Below are 12,896 nucleotides of genomic sequence, written 5' to 3'. Positions count from 1 at the left end.
CGCCTACATTGATTGGAATGATCGTTCCAATTCAATGAGCCACCATGCGCACCAAGGACTTCGACCCCGATGACATCGCTGACGCCGCCATGCAGGTCTTCTGGCAGCGCGGCTACGCGGCCACCTCGGTGCAGGACCTGGTGGACGGCACGGGCCTGTCGCGCAGCAGCCTGTACGGCACCTTCGAGAACAAGCAGGGGCTGTTCCAGCATGCGCTGCGCCGCTATGAGGCCGTGACCACCTCCAACGTGGAACTGCTGTCCGGCCCGGGACGCGCCCGGGACCTGGTGCGGCAGCTGCTGCTGCGCATCGTGCAGGACGAATTGAGCGATGCCGGGCGCCGTGGCTGCCTGGTCGCCAATGCCGCGCTGGAGCTGGCCGGCCATGACGAGGCCGTGGCCGAGAGGGTGGCCGGCAACTTCCAGCGCCTGCAAAAGGCGCTGGAAAAGCTCATTCTGCGCGGCCAGCAGGAAGGCGACATCACCGACAGCAAAAAGCCGCGCGCCCTGGCGCGCTTCGTCCTGAACACCGTGCAGGGCCTGCGCGTGCTGGGCAAGGGCAGCAGCGCGCCGCAGCGCCGCCAGTGCCTGATGGACGTGGTCGACGTGGTCGACATGGCGCTGCAGGCGCAATAGCCGGTCACCCGCCACCTGTCACCCGCGCGCATGTCGTGCCGTTGCGGGTTTTTATTTTCCTTGAATTGGAATGATCGTTCCAGTAATCCGGCTTTCAGTTTTCCTTGTCTGTTTCACTCTCTCATCACCCTGGAGTTCCCATGCATTCAAACCTTCAAACCACCATTGCCGTGCTCGGCACGGGCCTGATCGGTGCGCCCGTCGCGCGCAACCTGCAACGCAAGGGCTTCACCGTCCGCGCCTGGAACCGGACGGCCGCCAAGGCCCAGGCCCTTGCGGCCGACGGCGTTCAGGCCTGCGGCAATGCGGCCGACGCCGTGCGTGGCTCCCGCGTCGTCGTCACCGTGCTCAAGGACGGGCCGGCCGTGCTGCAGGCCATGCAGGCTGCAGCGCCAGCATTGCAGCCGGGCACGCTGTGGCTGCAACTGAGCACGGTGGGTGTGGACGCCATCGCGCCGCTGGCGCAATTCGCCGATCGGCATGGCCTGGTGTTCTACGACTGCCCCGTGCAGGGCACGCGCCAGCCTGCCGAGCAGGGCCAGCTGGTCATCCTGGCCGCAGGCCCGCTGGCGCAGCGCGGCCAGGTGCAGCCGGTGTTCGATGCCATTGGCAAACGCAGCCTGTGGATTGCGCAGCAGGCAGGCGCCGCCAGCCGGCTCAAGCTGGCGCTCAACCACTGGGCCTTCGCACTCACGCATGGCCTGGCCGAAAGCCTGGCGCTGGCCAAGGGGCTGGGCATAGAGCCGGCCCTGGTGGTCGATGCCGTCACGGGCGGGCCCATGGACAGCGGCTTCTTCCAGGCCAAGGCCGCTGCCATGCTGTCAGGCCGCTACGACGCCAGCTTCACCGTGGCCAATGCCGTCAAGGACGCGCAACTGGTGGCCGATGCCGCAGCCGGCGCAGGCCTGCTGCTGGATGGCGCCCAGGCCGGGCTGCGCCGCTTCGAGCGCGCGCTGGCCGCCGGGCATGGCGACAAGGACATGGCGGCATCCCACCTGGCATCCCATCCAGCCTCCCATGCCTGAGATGCGCAGCGAGGAAAAGGCAATGAACCAGCCCATGGACACCTCCGGCGACACGGGCCTGCCTCTGGGCAGGCTGCTGGCCCTGGCGATGGCAGGCTTTCTGGCCATCATGACCGAGACCCTGCCGGCCGGCCTGCTGCCCCAGATCGGCACGGGACTGGCAGTGTCCGAAGCCATGGCCGGCCAGATGGTCACGCTGTACGCGCTGGGTTCGGTATTGGCCGCCATTCCCGTCGTGGCCGCCACGCGCGGCCTCAGGCGCCGGCCGCTGTTCATGGCGGCGGTGGGCGGGCTGCTGCTTTTCAACAGCCTCACCGCGCTGTCCGGCCACTACGGCCTGACCCTGGTCGCCCGCTTTGCCGCAGGCATGGCTGCCGGCGTGATCTGGGGGCTGGTGGCCGGCTATGCGCGGCGCATGGTGCCGCCGCATCTGCAGGGGCGCGCACTGGCCGTGGCGGGCGTGGGCCAGCCGTTGGCCCTGGCGGCCGGCGTGCCGCTGGGCGCCTGGCTGGGCAGCCTGTTCGATTGGCGCGGCGTGTTCTGGGCGCTGTCGGCGCTGTGCCTGCTGCTGCTGGCCTGGGTGCGGCTGGGTGTGCCGGATTACGCCGGGCAGACGGCGCACCAACGCCAGCCCGTGGCGCGCATCCTGCTCGTGCCCGGCGTGCGCCCCGTGCTGCTGGCGCTGTTCGGCTGGATGCTGGCCCACAACATGCTCTACACCTTCATCGCGCCCTTCCTGGCTTCGGCGGGTCTGGGGCAAAGGGTGGATGGGGTGCTGCTGCTGTTCGGCCTTGCGGCCATTGCCGGTATCTGGCTCACGGGCCTGCTGGTGGACCGCTGGCTGCGCGCGCTCACCGTGCTGAGCCTGGCCTTGTTCGCCGTGTCTGCGCTGGTGCTGGGCCTGGCCGGGCAGTCGGCCGTGGCCGTTCTGATCGGGGTTGCGGCCTGGGGACTGAGCTTTGGCGGCGCACCCACGCTGCTGCAGACCGCGCTGGCCGACGCGGCAGGCGAGGGCGCTGACGTGGCCCAGTCCATGCTGGTGACGGTCTTCAACCTGGCCGTGGCGAGCGGCGGCGTGGCCGGCGGACTGCTGCTGGGCTGGCGGGGTGCCTCCGCCTTGCCCTGGGCGCTGGCGGTGTTGGCGCTGGCCTGCCTGTCCGTGGTCTGGCCGGCCAGCCAGGCGGGCTTTCGGCCTGGGCGGCGCAGCATGGCTGCCTGAGGCACTCGCATCGCTGTTCCCTGAACAGACTGGGCAGCAAAGGGGCCACATGCCGCTGCGCATGTGGCCCTTGTTGCGTGCGATCAATCTTTCTATAATTGTTTTACCCCATGAACTGTGATTCATGGATAAAACAAATGGCGCCTTCCCCGCCATGATCCACCGACGTTGATGGAGAGACACATGTCCGAATCCGCTCAGAACACGCCCCGCACCTGGGACCAGCCCGAAGGCTCCAGCTTCGAACAATGGATGGAGTCGCGCGTGGCGCGGTTTTCCACGCGCAAGTACGACTTCGACGCGCTGAAGTTCCAGGCCGACTTCGACCCCAAGTACCGCCGTGGCCAGATGCGCTACATCGGCACGGGCGGCACGGGCGTGGCTGCGGACAGCAACACCATCCCTTCCGAGAACTTCACCTTCTCCACCATGGTCATCCCGGCCGGCAATGAAGGCCCCTCGCACCTGCACACGGATGTGGAGGAAGTCTTCTTCCTGATTCGCGGCAAGCTCAAGCTCGTGCTGGAGAAGGACGGCCAGCGCTTCGAGACCATCCTCACCGACCGCGACGTGGTCTCCGTGCCGCCCGGCGTGTACCGCGAGGAAATCAACATCGGCGACGAAGACGCGCTGATGTGCGTGATGCTGGGCGCCAAGAAGCCCATCACGCCCACCTATCCCCCAGAACACCCCCTGGCAAAAATCAAACGTTAGAAATGAAGCACCCCCTGAGGCGCTTCGCGCCTTCCCCCTTGCAAGGGGGACGACAGCCTCGCGGCGGGGCGGCCCTTGCTGGCTGTCCCTGGCCTGGATCGTGCCAGTCTCATGGCTGAAGGGCCATGCCACCGCCATGGATAACTGAAATGACCCCCTCGGTAACAGCATGCATGGAGCAGCGCCTTCAGGCGCAGTTCCCCGAACACCTCATCGCCCTGCCCGGTGGCGCTCAGGCCGCCTGGCGCGAGGCCGGCGACACGGCCTCGGACTTTGCCGTGGTGATGCTGCACGGCATCAGCTCGGGCGCCGCCTCCTGGCTGGACGTGGCCCTGGAGCTGGCGCCGCGCACGCGCGTGCTGGCCTGGGACGCGCCCGGCTACGGCCGCTCCACGCCGCTGGCACCCGCCGCGCCCACGGGCGCCGACTACGCCCGCGTGCTGGCGCAGTCGCTGCAGGCGCTGGGCGTACGCCGCTGCCTGCTGGTGGGTCACTCGCTGGGTGCGCTCATGGGCACGCCCTGGGCGGTGCAGGCGGGCGCCGGGTGTGTGCAGCAACTGGTGCTGATCAGCCCCGCTGGCGGCTATGGCGCACCCGGCATGGGCGAGCAGCAGGCCAAGGTACGCCAGGGCCGTCTTGCGGCCCTGCAGGAAAAAGGCATCGAAGGCCTGGCCGCCGCCATCGACCAGCGCCTGGTCTCGCCCGCCGCGCCCGAGCCCGTGCGCCGATGGGTGCGCTGGAACACGGCGCGCCTGCATGCTGCCGGCTACGCCCAGGCCGTGGAGCTGCTGTGCGGCAGCGACCTGGGGCAGGCGGCGGGGCAACTGGCCATGCCGGTCGAGGTCTGGGTGGGCGAGCACGACGTGGTCACGCCGCCCGCTGCCTGCGCGGCCTGGGCCCAAAGGCTGGGCGCGCGGTACGTTACGCTTGCGGCAGCCGGCCATGCCTCTGTCGTCGAACAACCTGCGGATGTCGCACAGAGGCTGGCCACCCTGCTGACCTGATGGCCTACCGGCCCGAATTGCGATGAGCGACACCTCCGAAACCCTCTCGAACGACAACGACCGCTACACCGTCCCCGCGCTGGAGCGCGGCCTGCGCCTGCTGGCCTGCTTCACGCCTTCGCAGCCCGTGTGGAGCGCGCCCGACCTGGCGCGCACCCTGGCGCTGCCGCGTTCCACGGTGTTCCGGATGCTGACGACGCTGGAGAACATGGGGTATCTGCAACGCTCGGGCACCGAGTACCGGCTGGGCCTGTCCGTGCTGCGCCTGGGCTACGACTACCTGTCCACCCAGCCGCTGGCCCAGCTGGCCGAGCCCGTGCTGCAGGCGCTATGCGAGCGCCTGGGCTTCACCACCAACCTGGCGCTGCTGGACGGCACCTCCGTGGTCTACGTGGCGCGCATTGCGCCGGCCGGCGCCTTCCAGGGCGCCGTGCGCGTGGGCTCGCGCCTGCCGGCCCATGCCACCGTGCTGGGCCGCGCCCTGCTGCAGGACATGGACGCAGACCAGCTGCGCCAGCTCTTCGGCGGCAGCGAACTGCCGCAATTCTCGGAAAGCACGCCGCGCGACGTGCAGCAACTGCAGCAACTGCTGCTGCAGGACCGCGAGCGCGGCTACGCCATGGGCGAGGGCTTCTACGAGCCCGGCGTCTCCAGCATTGCCGCGCCCGTGCGCGATGCGCAGGGCCGCATCATCGCGGGCCTGGGCATGGCCGTGGCCTTCACCGAAATCGCACCCGGGCGCATGGCGCACTGGGTGGAACAGGTGCGCGAGGCCGCCGTCGAACTGACGGGCCACCTGCGCACCCAGCATCCTGGTTTTCTGCGCTGAGGAACTGGTGCTCCCACCGGCCTTCAGCGCGTTCTTGCTCAGAAAGAAATGACGATGAATATTGCTGTGATTGGTTGCGGTGCGATTGGCGCCAGCGTGCTCGAACTGCTCAAGGGCCATGCCGCGGTGCAAGTGGGCTGGGTGCTTGTTCCCGAAGTGACGGACGCCGTGCGCTCCACCCTGGCCCGGCATGCGCCCCAGGCCCGCGCACTGCCTGCGCTGGCGGCCGAAGACCGGCCCGACCTCATCGTCGAATGCGCAGGCCATGCCGCCATCGAAGAGCATGTGCTGCCCGCCCTGCGGCGCGGCATTCCTGCCGTCGTGGCCTCCATCGGCGCACTCAGCGCCCCCGGCATGGCCGAGGCCGTGCAGGCCGCGGCCGAGGCCGGAGGCACCCAGGTGCAATTGCTGTCGGGCGCCATCGGCGGCGTGGATGCGCTGGCCGCCGCGCGCATCGGCGGTCTGGACGAAGTGGTCTACACCGGCCGCAAGCCGCCCCTGGCCTGGACCGGCACGCCCGCAGAACAGCGCTGCGACCTCGCCAGCCTCAAGAAAGCCTTCTGCATCTTCGAAGGCAGCGCACGCGAGGCCGCCCAGCTCTACCCCAAGAACGCCAACGTGGCCGCCACCCTGTCGCTGGCCGGCATGGGCCTGGACCGCACCACGGTGCGCCTGTACGCCGACCCGGCCGTGGACGAGAACGTGCACCATGTGGCCGCGCGCGGCGCCTTCGGTTCCATGGAATTGACCATGCGCGGCAAGCCGCTGGAGGCCAACCCCAAGACCTCGGCCCTCACCGTCTACAGCGTGGTGCGCGCCGTGCTCAACCAGGCCACGGCCATCGCCATCTGAGCCGGAGCGGGCGCGGGCTCGCGGCACAATGGCACTTTCGCCCCGCAGGCGGCCCCCGGGCCGCCTTTGCTTTTTGCCTGTGCCGTTGAAAGAGAAGCCACCATGACCATCGCCATCCTCAGTGCCCTGCCGCAGGAACAGGAAGGCCTGGTCCATGCCATGTCCGACGCCCAGGGCACGGCCCACGCCGGCCGCATGTTCTGGCGCGGGCGCCTGCATGGGCACGACGTGGTCTGCGCGCTGTCAGGCATAGGCAAGGTGGCGGCGGCCACCACGGCCACGGCGCTGATCGAACGCTTCGGCGTGCGCCGCATCGCCTTCACCGGCGTGGCCGGTGGCCTGGGCGAAGGCGTGCGCGTGGGCGACGTGGTCGTTGCCGGCGAATACCTGCAGCACGACCTGGATGCCTCGCCCATCTTCCCGCGCTGGGAAATGCCCGGCTACGGCCGCACGCGCCTGCCCTGCGACCCCGAAATGACGGCCGCGCTGCTGGCCGCCGCCCAGGCCTGCGTGGCCGAGGCGGGCGAAGACCTGCGCGCCGCCCACGCCACCACGGCGCCGCGCGCGCACCAGGGGCTGATTGCCAGTGGTGACCAGTTCGTGGGCACGGCAGGGGCTTCGCAGGCCCTGGCGCAGGGCCTGCGGGCTGCGGGGCATGAGGTGCTGGCGGTGGAGATGGAAGGGGCCGCCGTGGCGCAGGCCTGCCTGGACTATGGCGTGCCGTTTGCGGCGATGCGGACGGTTTCCGATCGGGCGGATGACAGTGCGCATGTGGACTTTGCGGAGTTTGTGCGGGTGGTGGCGAGCCGGTACGCGTTGCGGGTTGTTGATGGGTTTTTGCGGCGGCTGTAAGCGCAGCGCTGAGCGGTCGTGCTTTTATGCCGCTGATGCCTGGAGAACCGTCGCATCGTCCAGTTCAAAGTGCAAAGCCGTGCCAAGCGCCACGCTGGCGCGGGCCAACGTGGCCAGGGTGACGCCGGTGTCGTTTTCGTCCAGCAGGCGGTTCACCACCATGCGGCTGGTGCGCATGCGTGTCGCCATCTCGGTCTTGCTGACTTTCTGGGCTTTCATCGCCTGTGCGAATTGCCAGGAAATCACCCGCTTCACTGCGATAGCTGTGGCCTCCTCAAGCAGGCCTTCTTCTTCGAGGAAGTCATCGAAATTGCTGCCTAGATGTTTGTTCATGGGGTATTCCTCAGCTTCTTGAGCCGGTTTCTGGCAGTTGTCAGATCCGGCCCGGGGGTGTTGGCCGACTTCTTGATGAAGCCATGCAGCAGCACCATTTTTCCATTCTGGGCCGTGAATAGGACACGTGCGATGCCATCGGCAATGCTGCACCGCACCTCCCACAGTCCTGGCTCCATCTTGCGTACTACCGGCATGCCCAGAGGCCAGTTGTATTGGACGGTCTTGATATCGGCGCCGATGGCTTTGCGGTCTTCCACCGTAAGTTCACGAAGCCAGTCACGCACGGGCTCCTTGCCGGCATCGGATCGTTAGAAGACAACGGAAAGAATGGGCTCTTCCATCGGAAAAGTGTATCTAAAAAAGTACTATTTTGCTGCGTATCGTTACTGATGGCCGTGCAGCCCGTGTGTCATCGGAGGCCAAAGCTTTGACGCTGGACTTGAGGGGAATTCCTGCCACTGTGGTTGCTTGGTTTGATGCATGGTTCCTGGCCCGGCAGCCGATGGCCCTTCTTGATTCGCCAAGAAAGGTCAGGTCACAGACGGCAACCCGAATGCCCACGACCCCTTCGCTGCGCTGCCGGGCAACCCCGCAGGCGGCCCGACGCAGGCGCTGACATACGGGGAGTTTGCTCGGGCCTTCGCTGCGCTCGGCCGGATAGACGTGCGGGCAGCCTTGCGGGTAGCCCCATCCCATCCAAAACCGTGTGGACGTGCGGGTGCGATGCCCACTGTCCAAGTGCTCAGACGTGACGAGGCCTCACTTTCGGGGAGGCTCTGCCGCTGTGTGTTGATGGTGTTTTCAAGCACCAGCCCCGGAACAGGGGCCACCGAAATCATAGAGGCATTCCACAACCCCGCCTCAAACCCCAGGCCGAGCGAAGCGAAGGCCCGCACCCACTCCCCGTATGTCAGCGCCTGCGCCGTGGTCATTCGGGTCGTCTTTCTTTTGCCTCCTTTTCTTTGACGAATCAAAGAAAAGGAGGTCGGCCGCCGGGCCGAAACCCGGCTCCCGCCCGCAGGGCGGGCATGTCCTCACAAGCCATAAAAGCCCCCATCCAAAACACACCCAGACACACCTCTGTCATCCATTTCCCACACGCCTCCGTGTTTTCCCCAATCCCACCCCGAACCATCAGTCCTAAACTCACGCTTGTTTCAAGAAAAAAGTGTCATTTCAAATTTGAAACAGACACAAACCCCCTTCGATTGAGGTACGCCATGAACACCACGCCCTCCACAGGCCAGCTTGCCGGCCGCCGCATCCTCGTCACAGGCTCGGCGCGCGGCCTGGGCTTTGCGTTCGCCAAGGCCTTTTGCGAGCAGGGCGCGCGTGTCGCCATGGCCGATCTGCGCGAGGAGCTGCTGGCCGAGTCCGTGGCCCGGCTGCGTGCGCAGGGCTTCGAGGCCCATGGCTTCGGGCTGGATGCCGGCAATCCGGAGTCGATAGAGCGCTGCGCGCAGCAGGCGGTGCAGGCGCTGGGCGGGCTGGACGGCCTGGTGAACAACGCGGCCGTGACCGATTCGGGCGGCAAGGGCATGGACGACATCGATCTGGACAAGTGGGACCAGGTGATGAACGTGAACGTGCGCGGCGTGTGGCTGATGACGCGTGCCTGCCGCGCCGCGCTGCGCGACAGCGGCCGGGGCGCCATCGTCAACCTGGCGTCCGACACCGCGATGTGGGGCGCCCCCAACCTGATGGCCTATGTGGCCAGCAAGGGCGCGGTAATGGCCATGACGCGCTCCATGGCGCGCGAGCTGGGGGCCGACGGCATCACCATCAACGCCGTGGCGCCGGGCCTGGTGCTGGTGGAGGCCACGGAGTACGTGCCTGAGCATCGCCACCGCCTGTACATCGACCAGCGCGCGCTGCAGCGCGAGCAGCGGCCCGAGGATGTGTCGGGCGCCGTGGCCTATGCGCTGTCCGATGGCGCGCGCTTCGTGACGGGGCAGGTGCTGCCCGTCAACGGCGGCTTCGTGATGAATTGAAGGGGTTTCGCCATGACCGACACCCCCTCTTCCGAGAACACCGAGAGCGCGGACAACGGCGCCGACAAGTACATGGTGCCCGCGCTGGAGCGCGGCCTGCGCCTGCTGCAGGAGTTCGGGCGCGGCAATGCCACGCTGGGCGCGCCCGAGCTGGCGCGCCGCCTGCAGCTGCCGCGCGCCACGATTTTCCGCATGCTCAACACGCTGGAGGCCATGGGCTTTCTGCAGCGCGCCGAGGGCAGCAATGACTACCGGCTGGGCCTGTCCGTGCTGCGCCTGGGCTTCGAGTTCCTGTCGTCCATGGACCTGACCGAGCTGGGCCAGCCCGTGATCGCGCGGCTGTGCGGCGAGATCCGCTACCCCTGCAACATTGTGGTGCGCGATGGCCGCTCCATCGTCTACGTGGCCAAGGTGACGCCACCCACGCCGCTGACCAGTTCGGTGCGCGTGGGCACGCGCCTGCCTGCCCATGCCACGGCCCTGGGCCGCGTGCTGCTGGCCGACCTGTCCCTGCCCGAGCTGCGCACGCTCTACCCCGAGGAGCACCTGGAAGCGCACACGCCCAAGACACCGCGCACGGTGCTGGATCTGTTCAACCTGGTCGAGGCCGACCGCGAGCGCGGCCATGTGTTCAGCGAAGGCTTCTACGAAAGCTCCATCTGCACCATCGCCGCGCCCGTGCGCGACCACAGCGGCCGCGTGGTGGCGGCGCTGGGCACGACGGTCCCCGCGCCCCATGTGGAGGAGGGCCGTGCCCAGGCCCTGATCGCCGGCGTCTGCGACGCGGCGGCCGAGCTGTCCGAGCTGCTGAACTACCGGCCGCAAACGCAGACGGCACAGCTGCTTTCCCTCAATTCCCGGCGCGCAGGAGGCGGCCATGTTTGATTCCCAACTCAAGGACACCACGGCCGTCGTCACCGGCGGCTCTTCGGGCATCGGCCTGGCCACGGTCGATCTGCTGCTGTCGCAGGGCGCGCGTGTCGCCCTGTGCGGGCGCAGCGCCGAACGCCTGGAGCAGGCCGTGCAGCAGCTGCGCGGGCGCCATCCCGAGGCCCGCCTGTTCGCCCAGGCCTGCGACGTGCTCGACGCCGCCCAGGTGCAGCAGTTCGCGCGCGACAGCGAGGCTGCGCTGGGTCCGGCCTCCATCCTCGTGAACAACGCGGGCCAGGGCCGGGTCTCGACGTTTGCCAGCACCGACGATGCGGCCTGGACCGAGGAGCTGCACCTGAAGTTCTTCTCGGTACTGCATCCCACGCGCGCCTTTTTGCCGCAGCTCGAGCGCACGGCGCAGCCGGCCATCGTCTGCGTCAATTCGCTGCTGGCCTCGCAGCCCGAGCCGCACATGGTGGCCACCTCGGCGGCGCGCGCCGGCCTCAAGAACCTGGTGCGCTCCATGGCCACCGAGTTCGCGCCCAAGGGCGTGCGCGTCAACGGCATCCTGGTCGGCCTGATCGAGTCCGGCCAGTGGCGCCGCCGCTTCGAGGCGCGCGAGGACCGCAGCCAGGACTGGAACGCCTGGAGCGCCGAGCTCGCCCGCAAGAAGTCCATTCCGCTGGGCCGCCTGGGCTCGCCCGACGAGGCCGCACGCGCCATCTTCTATCTCGCCACGCCCCTGTCCTCCTACACGACCGGCAGCCACATCGACGTCTCCGGTGGTCTTGCACGGCAAGCGTAGTGCTTCAGCCCCTTCACCCGATTCAAAGCAGAACATGACTTCTTCCGCATCCAAAATCACCGTCGGCGCCGTTGTGGCCCAGTTCCTCGAGCACTGCGGCGTGCAGGCCGCGTTCGGGGTGATCTCCATCCACAACATGCCCATCCTGGACGCGATGAATGCGCGGGGCAAGGTGCGCTTCGTGATGGCGCGCGGCGAGGCCGGCGCCGGCAACATGGCCGATGCCTGCGCGCGTTCCACCTCCAGCCTGGGCGTGTGCATCACCAGCACCGGCCCGGCCGCAGGCAACATCGCCGGCAGCCTGGTGGAGGCCTATACGGCCGGCACGCCGCTGCTGCACATCACGGGCCAGATCGAGACGCAGTACCTGGACCAGAAGCTGTCGTACATCCACGAGGCGCCCGACCAGCTGACCATGCTGGGCGCCGTGTCCAAGGCGGCGTTCCGCGTGCGCAGCGCCGAGACCTGCCTGTCCACCCTGAAGGCCGCCGTGCAGGCCGCCATGACCGCGCCCACGGGCCCGGTGAGCGTGGAGATTCCGATCGACATCCAGCAGACCGTGATCGACATGCCGGCCGACCTGTCGCCGCTGCCGGTGGCCGTGCTGGCGCCCAGCGAGGCATCGCTGGATGCGCTGGCCGACACGCTGGCCAAGGCACGCCGCCCGCTGCTGTGGCTGGGTGGCGGCGCACGCCACGCAGTCGCTGCCGTGCAGCGTCTGAAGGCGCTGGGCTTCGGCATCGTCAGCACGGGCCAGGGCCGCGGCATCGTGGCCGAGGACGATCCGGCCTCGCTGGGCGCCTACAACATCCAAAAGCCCGTGGAGGCCTTCTACCAGCGCTGCGACGCCATGCTGGCCGTGGGCACGCGCCTGCGCAGCAACGAGACGCTGAAGTACGAACTGAAGCTGCCGCGCCCGCTGCTGCGCATCGATGTGGACGCCGCCCAGCAGGGCCGCTGCTACGCCGATGACGGCTTTGTCTGCGGCGACTCGGCCCTGGCGCTGACAGGCCTGGCCGACCGGCTGGAGGCGCGCGGCTACAAGGCCGACCCCGAGCTGCTGGCCGACCTGCGCCAGGTGCACGACGAGGCCGTGGCCACCATGCGCGACGGCCTGGGTCCGTACAGCGTGCTGGTGCAGCAGCTGCAAAAGGCCGTGGGCCGCAACTTCAACTGGGTGCGCGACGTGACCGTCTCCAACAGCACCTGGGGCAATCGCGAGCTGCGCTTTTTCGAGCCCAACGCGGGCGTGCACGCCACGGGCGGCGGCATCGGCATGGGCATGCCCATGGCCATCGGCGCGGCCGTGGGCGCGGCGGTCAGCGGCTCGGGCCGCAAGACGCTGGGCCTGGCGGGTGACGGCGGCTTCATCCTGAACCTGGGCGAGCTGGCCACGCTGGTGCAGGAAGAGTGCGACACCCTGATCGTGCTGATGAACGACCAGCGCTACGGCGTGATCCAGAACATCCAGGACGCCTCCTACGGCGGCCGCCGCTGCTATGTGGAACTGCACACGCCCGACTACGCGCAGCTGTGCGCCTCCATCCAGCTGCCCCATGCCCGCGTGCAGAACCTTGACGAGCTGCCCGCCGTTCTGGCCTCGGCCTGGCCGAAGAAGGGCCCCTTCCTGCTGGAGATCGACATGCGCGCCATCGGCAATTTCAAGGCCACGTTCTCGGGCCCGCCCGTGAACAAGCTGGACCAGATCCCGGCCACCAGCACGGCCACCAAGGCCGCCTGAGGCGGCTGGATTCGAACGAACGA

At 68.2% G+C, this 12,896-nt stretch carries 14 protein-coding genes; 12 read left to right on the top strand and 2 right to left on the bottom strand.

Annotation, left to right across the window (positions count from 1 at the left end; genetic code table 11):
- The first annotated feature begins 44 nt into the window (after positions 1-44).
- The 8 genes from ACFPFG_RS16330 to ACFPFG_RS16295 all read left to right on the top strand — a co-directional run bounded on the left by ACFPFG_RS16330 (position 45) and on the right by ACFPFG_RS16295 (position 7,130).
- Entirely contained in the window at positions 45-635 is a 591-nt protein-coding gene (locus tag ACFPFG_RS16330) for a TetR/AcrR family transcriptional regulator (protein WP_013804518.1), read from the top strand.
- Between the two features lie 140 nt (positions 636-775).
- On the top strand, positions 776-1,660 hold the full coding sequence (locus tag ACFPFG_RS16325; protein WP_380107416.1) for an NAD(P)-dependent oxidoreductase: 885 nt from the start codon (positions 776-778) through the stop codon (positions 1,658-1,660).
- Positions 1,661-1,682: 22 nt separating this feature from the next.
- Entirely contained in the window at positions 1,683-2,879 is a 1,197-nt protein-coding gene (locus ACFPFG_RS16320) for an MFS transporter (RefSeq protein WP_197945202.1), read from the top strand.
- Between the two features lie 183 nt (positions 2,880-3,062).
- Positions 3,063-3,593 carry a cupin domain-containing protein gene (locus ACFPFG_RS16315; RefSeq protein ID WP_012202881.1) on the top strand — a complete coding sequence of 177 codons (531 nt, stop codon included), beginning with the start codon at positions 3,063-3,065 and terminating at the stop codon, positions 3,591-3,593.
- Between the two features lie 173 nt (positions 3,594-3,766).
- Positions 3,767-4,597, top strand: coding sequence for an alpha/beta fold hydrolase (locus tag ACFPFG_RS16310; protein WP_232245670.1), 831 nt, complete (start codon positions 3,767-3,769; stop codon positions 4,595-4,597).
- A gap of 22 nt (positions 4,598-4,619) precedes the next feature.
- Positions 4,620-5,426: an IclR family transcriptional regulator gene (locus tag ACFPFG_RS16305; protein ID WP_183020658.1), complete on the top strand. Its 807-nt coding sequence runs from the start codon at positions 4,620-4,622 to the stop codon at positions 5,424-5,426.
- A gap of 54 nt (positions 5,427-5,480) precedes the next feature.
- Positions 5,481-6,278, top strand: a complete 798-nt coding sequence (locus ACFPFG_RS16300) for an aspartate dehydrogenase (RefSeq protein ID WP_183020659.1) — start codon at positions 5,481-5,483, stop codon at positions 6,276-6,278.
- A 102-nt stretch (positions 6,279-6,380) separates the two neighbouring features.
- The gene (locus tag ACFPFG_RS16295; RefSeq protein ID WP_197953879.1) at positions 6,381-7,130 is read left to right on the top strand and encodes a 5'-methylthioadenosine/adenosylhomocysteine nucleosidase; all 750 of its coding nucleotides are present in this window, start codon (positions 6,381-6,383) and stop codon (positions 7,128-7,130) included.
- A gap of 24 nt (positions 7,131-7,154) precedes the next feature.
- Here the strand turns inward: ACFPFG_RS16295 and ACFPFG_RS16290 are convergent, their stop codons facing one another.
- The gene (locus ACFPFG_RS16290; RefSeq protein ID WP_013804512.1) at positions 7,155-7,463 is read right to left on the bottom strand and encodes an XRE family transcriptional regulator; all 309 of its coding nucleotides are present in this window, start codon (positions 7,461-7,463) and stop codon (positions 7,155-7,157) included.
- Positions 7,460-7,750 (bottom strand): type II toxin-antitoxin system RelE/ParE family toxin, encoded by a 291-nt coding sequence (locus tag ACFPFG_RS16285; protein WP_232245669.1) that lies wholly within the window; start codon positions 7,748-7,750, stop codon positions 7,460-7,462. Before ACFPFG_RS16285 ends, ACFPFG_RS16290 begins: the two co-directional genes overlap by 4 nt.
- A 936-nt stretch (positions 7,751-8,686) precedes the next feature.
- Between ACFPFG_RS16285 and ACFPFG_RS16280 the strand changes: the two genes are divergently transcribed.
- From ACFPFG_RS16280 to ACFPFG_RS16265, 4 genes are read left to right on the top strand one after another with little or no spacing between them, the layout of a single operon-like run.
- Positions 8,687-9,457: an SDR family oxidoreductase gene (locus tag ACFPFG_RS16280; RefSeq protein ID WP_012202888.1), complete on the top strand. Its 771-nt coding sequence runs from the start codon at positions 8,687-8,689 to the stop codon at positions 9,455-9,457.
- 12 nt (positions 9,458-9,469) lie between these two features.
- Complete coding sequence (locus ACFPFG_RS16275) at positions 9,470-10,342, top strand: IclR family transcriptional regulator (RefSeq protein WP_183020662.1); 873 nt, start codon at positions 9,470-9,472, stop codon at positions 10,340-10,342.
- Positions 10,335-11,132 (top strand): SDR family oxidoreductase, encoded by a 798-nt coding sequence (locus tag ACFPFG_RS16270; protein WP_183020663.1) that lies wholly within the window; start codon positions 10,335-10,337, stop codon positions 11,130-11,132. Before ACFPFG_RS16275 ends, ACFPFG_RS16270 begins: the two co-directional genes overlap by 8 nt.
- A 34-nt stretch (positions 11,133-11,166) precedes the next feature.
- The gene (locus ACFPFG_RS16265) at positions 11,167-12,873 is read left to right on the top strand and encodes a thiamine pyrophosphate-binding protein (protein ID WP_183020664.1); all 1,707 of its coding nucleotides are present in this window, start codon (positions 11,167-11,169) and stop codon (positions 12,871-12,873) included.
- Positions 12,874-12,896 lie beyond the last annotated feature (23 nt).

This window comes from Delftia deserti (assembly GCF_042653485.1).
GTDB lineage: Bacteria > Pseudomonadota > Gammaproteobacteria > Burkholderiales > Burkholderiaceae_C > Comamonas > Comamonas acidovorans.
Note: the sequence above shows the minus strand (reverse complement) of the source record. Positions and strands in the feature narration are given on the sequence as shown.

Excerpts from the sequence above, each read along its gene's own strand:
- ACFPFG_RS16330 (WP_013804518.1), top strand. The coding sequence starts at position 45 with ATGCGCACCAAGGACTTCGACCCCGATGACATCGCTGACGCCGCCATG.
- ACFPFG_RS16265 (WP_183020664.1), top strand. The coding sequence starts at position 11,167 with ATGACTTCTTCCGCATCCAAAATCACCGTCGGCGCCGTTGTGGCCCAG.
- ACFPFG_RS16305 (WP_183020658.1), top strand. The coding sequence starts at position 4,620 with ATGAGCGACACCTCCGAAACCCTCTCGAACGACAACGACCGCTACACC.
- ACFPFG_RS16310 (WP_232245670.1), top strand. The coding sequence starts at position 3,767 with ATGGAGCAGCGCCTTCAGGCGCAGTTCCCCGAACACCTCATCGCCCTG.
- ACFPFG_RS16280 (WP_012202888.1), top strand. The coding sequence starts at position 8,687 with ATGAACACCACGCCCTCCACAGGCCAGCTTGCCGGCCGCCGCATCCTC.
- ACFPFG_RS16325 (WP_380107416.1), top strand. The coding sequence starts at position 776 with ATGCATTCAAACCTTCAAACCACCATTGCCGTGCTCGGCACGGGCCTG.
- ACFPFG_RS16270 (WP_183020663.1), top strand. The coding sequence starts at position 10,335 with ATGTTTGATTCCCAACTCAAGGACACCACGGCCGTCGTCACCGGCGGC.
- ACFPFG_RS16300 (WP_183020659.1), top strand. The coding sequence starts at position 5,481 with ATGAATATTGCTGTGATTGGTTGCGGTGCGATTGGCGCCAGCGTGCTC.
- ACFPFG_RS16315 (WP_012202881.1), top strand. The coding sequence starts at position 3,063 with ATGTCCGAATCCGCTCAGAACACGCCCCGCACCTGGGACCAGCCCGAA.
- ACFPFG_RS16275 (WP_183020662.1), top strand. The coding sequence starts at position 9,470 with ATGACCGACACCCCCTCTTCCGAGAACACCGAGAGCGCGGACAACGGC.
- ACFPFG_RS16290 (WP_013804512.1), bottom strand. The coding sequence starts at position 7,463 with ATGAACAAACATCTAGGCAGCAATTTCGATGACTTCCTCGAAGAAGAA.
- ACFPFG_RS16320 (WP_197945202.1), top strand. The coding sequence starts at position 1,683 with ATGAACCAGCCCATGGACACCTCCGGCGACACGGGCCTGCCTCTGGGC.
- ACFPFG_RS16295 (WP_197953879.1), top strand. The coding sequence starts at position 6,381 with ATGACCATCGCCATCCTCAGTGCCCTGCCGCAGGAACAGGAAGGCCTG.